The organism is Kitasatospora sp. NPDC041988, assembly GCF_055588525.1.
Genome location: NZ_JBVJCO010000097.1, coordinates 1 through 6,872, shown reverse-complemented (window position 1 = coordinate 6,872; position 6,872 = coordinate 1). Strand labels below are relative to the sequence as shown.

Genomic DNA, 6,872 nt, shown 5'->3' with positions numbered 1-6,872 from the left:
CCGATGGTACTGCAGGGGGGACCCTGTGGGAGAGTAGGACGCCGCCGAACAATCATTCACAGAGAACCCCCGATCCGTCACGGATCGGGGGTTCTTTGCGTTTCCGGAACCACAGCATTGCGGGAATTACAGCGCGAGTTTGAAGCCGAGGTGTGAGGCGACGAATCCGAGGCGCTCGTAGAAGCGGTGGGCGTCGGTGCGGGTCGCGTCGGAGGTGAGCTGGACGAGGTCGGCGCCGAGTTCGCGGGAGCGGTCGACCGCCCAGCGGATCAGCTCGGTCCCGAGGCCGCTGCCGCGCTCGTCGGCGTGGATCCGGACCGCTTCGATGATGGTCCGGGTGGAGCCCTTGCGGGAGAGGCCGGGGACGACGGTCAGCTGGAGGGTACCGATGGTCCGGCCGGCGCGTTCGGCGACGACCAGGTGCTGGTGCGGGTCGGCGTCGATACGGGCGAAGGCGTCGCGGTAGGGGGTGAGGTCGTCGGGGCTCTCGCGGGTGGCGCCCAGGGCGTCGTCGGCGAGCATGGCCACTATCGCCGGCAGGTCGTCGGCGGTGGCCCGGCGGATCGTCAGGTCGGTCATGATCACAGCCTAGGCGGGCCCCTGAGGCCCCGACGCACCCCCGTCTGCTTCCCGCGACGCCCGCGACTACCCCGCGAGTACCCCGCCAGTACCCCGCGAGTGCCCCTCAGAGCCGCTCGGAGCCGCTCGGAGCCGCTCGGAGCCCCTCAGGGCCCCCAGCGGCCCTCCATGGCCATTGCACGGCCCTCCCGGCGGGTGAGGCGGTGTCACCCGCCGTCCACAGCACTGGTGATGACGGCGAAGACGGCGCCGTGCGGGTCGATCAGCTGGGCGAGGCGGCCGACGCCGTGCACGTCCGTGGCGGGGATCCGGACGGTCGCGCCGAGCTGTTCGGCGAGGGCGACGGCGGCGTCCACGCTGGGGACCTCGATGTAGGGGAGCCAGTGCGAGGTGGTGCCGGCGGCGGTCTGCTCGGGGCCGAGCTGCATGATGCCGCCGTGCGCGTCGTCCGTGCCGCCGCCGGCCGGGGTGAGGACGGTGTACATCACCTCGCCGAGCGGGACGTCCTGCTCCTGCCAGGAGAAGACGGCGCGGTAGAAGGCCTTGGCCGCCTCGGCGTCGACGCTGTAGCACTCGGCCCAGCAGAAGGTGCCCGGTTCGGTGACGGCCTCCAGGCCGGGGGTGTCATGGGGCTGCCAGACGGCGAACTCGGCGCCGGTGGGGTCGGTGTAGCCGGCCGTCCGGCCGCTGGTGAAGACGGTGAACGGGGCGAGGCGGACCTTGCCGCCGGCGGCCTCGACGAGTTCGGTGGTCCGGTCGGCGTCGAGGGTGCAGAAGTAGATCGTCCAGCCGGGGTAGACGGTCTCGTCGGTCAGGTCGGGGGCGGCGCGGTGCGGGCCGAGGGCGGCGACGGTGCGGCCGTCCTGCTGGAAGAAGCCGTAGCCGCCGGCCTCCGGGCCGGTGGAGGCGAAGGTCCAGCCGAACACGGTGGTGTAGAAGGCGACGGAGGCGGCGGTGTCCGGGCTGGTGAGGTCGAGCCAGTTGGGTGAGCCGGGGGCGAAGGCGGTGGTGAGCATGGCGGCACTGCTCCTTGGGCGATGCCTGTCGCGATGGGGCGCGGGCAGGACGAAAGGTCCCCCTCTGCGTCTACCAGCCTGGCACCAGGGCACCTGCTGTCGCACCCGGGCGGTACGGTGCGTAGCGAAACTTCACCCGCACTGGTAGAGGGGGCCGGGTGGCCAGGCAGACGCAGCAGGCGCCGGTGGGTCCGCCGCTCCAGCTCGCCCAGGTCGAGGGCGTGCTGGAGCGGATCACGTACGCCAACGAGGAGACCGGCTACACGGTCGCCCGGGTGGACACCGGGCGCGGCGGCAACGACCTGCTGACGGTGGTGGGCGCGCTGCTGGGGGCGCAGCCGGGGGAGTCGCTGCGGCTGCACGGGCGGTGGGGGTCGCATCCGCAGTACGGCAAGCAGTTCGTGGTGGAGAACTACACGACGGTGCTGCCGGCGACGATCCAGGGCATCCAGCGCTATCTCGGCTCGGGGTTGATCAAGGGGATCGGGCCGCGGTTCGCCGAGCGGATCGTGGAGCGGTTCGGGGTGGACACCCTGGAGGTGATCGAGAACGAGCCGGGCCGGCTGATCGAGGTGCCGGGGCTGGGGCCGAAGCGGACCAAGAAGATCGCGGCGGCGTGGGAGGAGCAGAAGTCCATCAAGGAGGTGATGGTCTTCCTGCAGGGGGTCGGCGTCTCCACGTCCCTGGCGGTGCGGATCTACAAGCAGTACGGGGACGGTTCGATCGGGGTGGTGAAGAACGAGCCGTACCGGCTGGCGTCGGACGTCTGGGGCATCGGCTTCCTGACGGCGGACCGGATCGCGCAGGCGGTGGGGATTCCGCACGACAGCCCGGAGCGGGTGAAGGCGGGGCTGCAGTACGCGCTGTCGCAGAGCAGCGACCAGGGGCACTGCTACCTGCCGGAGGAGCGGCTGATCGCGGACGGGGTGAAGCTGCTCCAGGTGGACGTGGGGCTGGTGATCGACTGCCTGGCGGAGCTGGTGGCCGCGGAGGGGGTGGTGAGGGAGTCGGTGCCGGGGGAGGGCGGTGAGCCGATCACCGCGGTGTACCTGGTGCCGTTCCACCGGGCGGAGATCTCGCTCTCCAACCAGCTGTTGCGGTTGTTGCGGGCGGAGTCGGACCGGATGCCGTGGTTCGCGGACGTGGACTGGCCGGCGGCGCTGGGGTGGCTGGCGAAGCGGACGGGGGCGGAGCTGGCGCCGGAGCAGGAGCAGTCGGTGCGGCTGGCGCTGACCGAGAAGGTCGCGGTGCTGACGGGCGGTCCCGGCTGCGGCAAGTCGTTCACGGTGAAGTCGATCGTGACGCTGGCGCTGGCGAAGCGGGCCAAGGTGGTGCTGGCGGCGCCGACGGGGCGGGCGGCGAAGCGGCTGGCGGAGCTGACCGGGATGGAGGCGTCGACGGTGCACCGGCTGCTGGAGCTGCGGCCGGGCGGGGACGCCGCGTACGACCGGGACCGGCCGCTGGACGCTGATCTGGTGGTGGTGGACGAGGCGTCGATGCTGGATCTGATTCTGGCGAACAAGCTGGTCAAGGCGGTGGCGCCGGGGGCGCACCTGCTGTTCGTGGGGGACGTGGACCAGCTGCCGTCGGTGGGCGCCGGCGAGGTGCTGCGGGACCTGCTCGCGGACGGTGGGCCGATCCCGTCGGTGCGGCTGACCAGGATCTTCCGGCAGGCCCAGCAGTCGGGGGTGGTGACCAACGCGCACCGGATCAACGAGGGGCTGCCGCCGCTGACGGAGGGGCTGGCGGACTTCTTCCTGTTCGTGGAGGACGACGCGGAGCGGGCGGCGGGGCTGACGGTGGACGTGGTGGCGCGACGGATCCCGCAGCGGTTCGGCTTCGACGCGCGGCGGGACGTCCAGGTGCTGGCGCCGATGCACCGGGGCCCCGCCGGCGCGGGGAACCTGAACACGCTGTTGCAGGCGGCGGTGTCGCCGGCCCGGGAGGGGGTGGCGGAGCGGCGGTTCGGTGGGCGGACGTTCCGGGTGGGGGACAAGGTCACGCAGATCCGGAACAACTATGACAAGGGGCGGAACGGGGTCTTCAACGGCACAGTGGGGGTGGTGACCTCGCTCAGCGTGGACGACCAGCGGCTGACCGTGCTCACCGACGAGGACGAGGAGGTGCCGTACGACTTCGACGAGCTGGACGAGTTGGCGCACGCGTACGCGGTGACGATCCACCGGTCGCAGGGGAGCGAGTATCCGGTGGTGGTGATTCCGGTCACCACGTCCGCGTGGACGATGCTCCAGCGGAACCTGCTCTACACGGCTGTGACCAGGGCGAGGAAACTCGTGGTGCTGGTGGGGTCACGGAAGGCGATCGCCCAGGCCGTTCGGAGTGTCAGTGCAGGTAGGAGGCATGCCGCACTGGACCACCGGCTGGCCACTGGATGATTCTCCAACGGATGGTTGCCTCTATTGTTCTCTTGACGTGAAGAGATTTACGGCAGAGCCTGGTGTGGTGCCGATCTTGTCCGGTTCGTACCGGCTGCGGCGGCAGGTTTTGTAGGGGCGGTCCCTTTCGGGCCACCCCGGGTGCGCGGCTGTCCGCCAGATGGGGGATGGTAGAGACAGTCAGGGCACCTTGGAAGAGGATTCATTTCGTCGGTGAGGAAGACGTGAGCGACAACTCGGTAGTACTGCGGTACCAGGACGGCGAGTACGAGTACCCCGTCGTCGAGAGCACTGCGGGCAACGCCGGCTTCGACATCTCGAAGCTGCTCCCGCAGACCGGCCTGGTCACCCTGGACAACGGCTTCGGTAACACCGCCGCGTACAAGTCCGCGATCACCTTCGTGGACGGCGACAACGGCATCCTGCGCTACCGCGGCTACCCGATCGAGCAGCTCGCCAAGCAGGGCGACTTCATCGAGACCGCGTACCTGCTGATCAACGGCGAGCTGCCGACGGCCGACCAGCTGTCGGAGTTCAACCGCGAGATCACCCAGCACACCCTGCTGCACGAGGACGTCAAGCGCTTCTACCAGGGCTTCCCGCGGGACGCCCACCCGATGGCGATGCTGTCGTCCGTGGTCGGCGCGCTGTCCACCTTCTACCAGGACAGCCACAACCCGTTCGACGCCGCCCAGCGCCACCTGTCGACGGTCCGCCTGCTGGCGAAGCTGCCGACCATCGCGGCCTACGCGTACAAGAAGTCGGTCGGCCAGCCGTTCGTCTACCCGCGCAACGACCTGAGCTACGTCGAGAACTTCCTGCGGATGACCTTCGCGGTGCCCGCCGAGGACTACGAGCTCAACCCGGTCATCGTCAACGCCCTGGACAAGCTGCTGATCCTGCACGCGGACCACGAGCAGAACTGCTCGACCTCCACGGTCCGCCTGGTCGGCTCCAGCCACGCCAACCAGTTCGCCTCGATCTCGGCCGGTATCTCGGCGCTCTGGGGCCCGCTGCACGGTGGCGCCAACCAGGCCGTCCTGGAGATGCTGGAGAGCATCCAGAAGGACGGCGGCGACGTCGACGCGTTCATCCGCAAGGTGAAGAACCGCGAGGACGGCGTCAAGCTGATGGGCTTCGGCCACCGCGTGTACAAGGCGTTCGACCCGCGCGCCGCGCAGGTCAAGCTGCTGGCGCACGAGGTGCTCGGCCAGCTCGGCAAGTCCGACGAGCTGCTCGACATCGCGCTCAAGCTGGAGGAGCACGCGCTGAAGGACGACTTCTTCGTCTCGCGCAAGCTCTACCCGAACGTGGACTTCTACACCGGCCTGATCTACCGCGCCATGGGCTTCCCGACCAGCATGTTCACCGTGCTGTTCGCCCTCGGCCGGCTGCCGGGCTGGATCGCCCACTGGCACGAGATGATCAACGACCCGACCAGCCGGATCGGCCGTCCGCGCCAGATCTACACCGGCACCGCGATCCGCGACTACGTGGAGCTCGGCGCCCGCTGAGGCTCCGGCACCCACTGACGCAGGACCAGGAAGGGCCCGGCCGCATGTGCGGCCGGGCCCTTCGCCGTCACCCGCGAGGGTGGAAACGTACGGCGCACGACTCCGGGGGCGGCCGCAGCCCGGGACGGCCGCTCAAAGCGTCCCAGACCCGCCACTCCCCGGCGCCGTGCGCGAAGGCCACCGACAGGTCGGCGACCGTCCCGGGGCCCGCCGGAGCCCCGTCGGCGGCAGTGGTGTCCGCGCGGAGACGTGAAGCCGTTCGCCACGTCCGCCGCCCACCGAAAAAACTGCCGCACTACCAACCTAAGACGTATCAGGGTGCGAGAAGTTACGCCCGGGGTGTGTGACCTGCCTCTCGCCACGCTCCGTGTGCGCGTGGTACCGGGCCCATATCACACCTTCCGCCGGCGGCAACGTCACCCTCCCCACAGTGACGGCAACCGAGCGTGATAGGAATCGTGGCATTCCGGTACGGACCGTCCCGCACCCTCGCAGCGTGGCGGCGGAGCTGGGGAGGGAGTGCGCAGATGGCCAGGAACGTCGTTGTCACCGGCGGTGGCACGGGGATCGGGTACGAGGTGGCCCGCCGGTTTGCCGAGGCGGGCGAACAGGTCGTGATCGTCGGCCGCCGGCGGGCGGTGCTCGAACAGGCCGCGGCCGACCTCGGGCCGAACGTCACCCCGCTGGTCTGCGACCTCGCCGACCCGGACGCCGTCGAGGCGGCGCTCGGTGAACTTCCCGAGCGGATCGACGTGCTGGTGAACAACGCGGGCAGCCGGGAGACGGTGATCGGCGGCGGGCCGCACGCCCTGCTGGCCCGCTGGCGCGGCGACTTCGAGCGCAACGTGCTGACCGTGGTGCTGCTCACCGAGTCCGTCCGCGACCGGCTCACCCCGGGCTCCGGCCGGGTCGTCACCGTCAGCTCGATCGCCGCCCTGCGCGGCGCCGGTTCGTACGGGGCCGCCAAGGCCTCGCTGCACGCCTGGAACCACTTCCTGGCCGCCCAGCTCGGCACCTCGGGCATCACCGCCAACATCGTCGCCCCGGGCACGGTGGCGGGCACCGAGTTCTTCGGTCCGCGGCTGGACGAGGCCGAGGTCTCCCGGCGGGCGGCCCGGACGCTGCTCGGCCGGATCGGGGAGGCCGGCGAGGTGGCGGCGGCGGTCTACTTCCTGGCCTCGCCGGAGGCCGGGTTCGTCACCGGCGAGATCCTCCACTGCAACGGCGGCGAGCTGCTCGGCCGTTGAGCGGACGCGCGGACGCGGGGGGGGGGGGGGGGGGGGTGGGGGGGGGGGGGGGTTGGGGTTTGTTGCCGGGGGGGTAGGAGCAGGGAGTATGGGGGGGGGGTGGGGGGAGAAAAGGACAAA

5 protein-coding genes are annotated in these 6,872 nt (G+C 70.6%); 3 read left to right on the top strand and 2 right to left on the bottom strand.

The genetic code is table 11. The annotated features are described in order from the left end of the window. Nucleotides 1–126: 126 nt before the first annotated feature. Nucleotides 127–579, bottom strand: coding sequence for a GNAT family N-acetyltransferase (locus tag ACZ6NC_RS41680; RefSeq protein ID WP_465739107.1), 453 nt, complete (start codon nucleotides 577–579; stop codon nucleotides 127–129). 206 nt (nucleotides 580–785) lie between these two features. Continuing rightward, the gene (locus ACZ6NC_RS41675) at nucleotides 786–1,595 is read right to left on the bottom strand and encodes a VOC family protein (RefSeq protein WP_465739106.1); all 810 of its coding nucleotides are present in this window, start codon (nucleotides 1,593–1,595) and stop codon (nucleotides 786–788) included. A gap of 158 nt (nucleotides 1,596–1,753) precedes the next feature. Between ACZ6NC_RS41675 and recD2 the strand changes: the two genes are divergently transcribed. From recD2 to ACZ6NC_RS41660, 3 genes are all read left to right on the top strand, one after another. Next, on the top strand, nucleotides 1,754–3,991 hold the full coding sequence (gene recD2 / locus ACZ6NC_RS41670) for an SF1B family DNA helicase RecD2 (protein ID WP_465739105.1): 2,238 nt from the start codon (nucleotides 1,754–1,756) through the stop codon (nucleotides 3,989–3,991). Between the two features lie 224 nt (nucleotides 3,992–4,215). Continuing rightward, nucleotides 4,216–5,505 (top strand): citrate synthase, encoded by a 1,290-nt coding sequence (locus tag ACZ6NC_RS41665; RefSeq protein ID WP_465739104.1) that lies wholly within the window; start codon nucleotides 4,216–4,218, stop codon nucleotides 5,503–5,505. A 527-nt stretch (nucleotides 5,506–6,032) separates the two neighbouring features. Continuing rightward, nucleotides 6,033–6,752, top strand: a complete 720-nt coding sequence (locus ACZ6NC_RS41660; protein ID WP_465739103.1) for an SDR family NAD(P)-dependent oxidoreductase — start codon at nucleotides 6,033–6,035, stop codon at nucleotides 6,750–6,752. Nucleotides 6,753–6,872: the final 120 nt, after the last annotated feature.